Annotated in this window: 1 protein-coding gene and 1 pseudogene; one reads left to right on the top strand and one right to left on the bottom strand. The window is 74.7% G+C overall.

The genetic code is table 11. The annotated features are described in order from the left end of the window. Nucleotides 1-187: hypothetical protein (locus tag FRW57_RS24220; protein WP_203230481.1), on the bottom strand; the 187-nt coding region annotated here is incomplete at its 3' end. On the opposite strand from FRW57_RS24220, the pseudogene FRW57_RS23665 reads away from it, so the two are divergent. Next, nucleotides 177-1,322, top strand: a pseudogene (locus FRW57_RS23665) (hypothetical protein); the annotation flags it as partial. The gene FRW57_RS24220 and the pseudogene FRW57_RS23665 sit on opposite strands and share 11 nt — an antisense overlap.

Genomic DNA, 1,322 nt, shown 5'->3' with positions numbered 1-1,322 from the left:
TGCTCGCCGTGCTCGGTCTGCCGCCCTCCGGGGTGGCACCGGCCGCAGCGACCTCGCCCCGGGCGAGCCCGGCCCAGGCCCCCGCCACCGCACCAGCCGCGAAGTCCACCGCCCGCGTCCGGGTCGAGCTCGAGTCCGTGACCCCTGGAGTCGCCCGGCCGGGCGCGAGGATCACCGTGCGAGGCACCCTGCGCAACCTCGGCACGGACCGCATCGACGCCCCGGTCGTCCGGCTGCACCGCACCACGACCGGGCTCGACACCCGCGGTGCGGTCGCCTCCTGGGCAAACGGCTCGAGCCAGATCGGCCCCGGTGTCCAGATCGCCCAGCGGGTCCTCAAGACGCCGTTGATGCCGCGCGCGACTCTCCCCTTCACGATCACCGTCCCCAAGGACGCCATCCAGACCGGCTACCGCTTCACCACGCTCGGGCTGACCCTCGAGGTGCGCGGTGGCAAGGGCGCGGACGCCGCCACTGTGGGGAGGCTGCGGACCTTCCTGCCCTGGGACAGCGCTCCCGCCTCCGACCACCACCCGATCGAGATCGGCTGGGTCGTGCCGCTCACCCTGCCCGCCGAACCGGAGCTGTTCGGTCCCGAGTCGGACGAACGCGCCGCCGCGTGGGAGCGCGCCCTCGGCACGGGGTCGCGGATCGACCAGCTGATCACGGCGACGACTGACGAGCCGGTCACCTGGGCGATCGACCCCACTGCCGTGGAGGCTCCGCCGTCCCAGAACGAGTTCCAGTCGCCCACCGCGCCGCCCACCACGACCACCGCGCCGACCTCCACCGGCAGCTCCTCACCCACCACGTCGGGCACGTCGACCGGCTCACCGACGACCAGTCCTTCGTCGACCGCAGGCACCAGCAGCACGTCGGAGCAGCAGTCGACGAGCGGCTCGTCGTCGAGCAGCAGCTCGTCGACCACGACCTCAACCACGGGCAACAGCTCGGGCCCGAGCAGCTCGGGGGCCACCACGGCGCCCAGCTCGCCCCCCTCGACGACCCCCGGGCCGGCACCCACCACCCCGCCACCGCCGTCCGAGGCCGACCTGCTCAGCGACCAGCTCGCGGACCGGCTGCGGACCGCCGGAGGCACCCACCCGCTGTGGGCGCTGCCCTACGGCGACCCCGACCTCAGCGCGCTGCTGCACCTCGACCCCCGCGGAGCGACCTTGCGGGCGGCTCTGGCCACCAAGACCCCGAAGTCGCTCGGCAAGCGGACCCGGTCGGGCATCGCCTGGCCGATCGACCCCCGCCTGGGCGACAAGACGGTCGCGACCCTGCGGGGCGCGTGGCGGGGCCACGGTGGCCTCGCTGCC

Origin of the sequence: Segeticoccus rhizosphaerae, from assembly GCF_009192725.1 — a bacterium.
Lineage (GTDB): Bacteria > Actinomycetota > Actinomycetes > Actinomycetales > Dermatophilaceae > Segeticoccus > Segeticoccus rhizosphaerae.
Note: the sequence above shows the minus strand (reverse complement) of the source record. Positions and strands in the feature narration are given on the sequence as shown.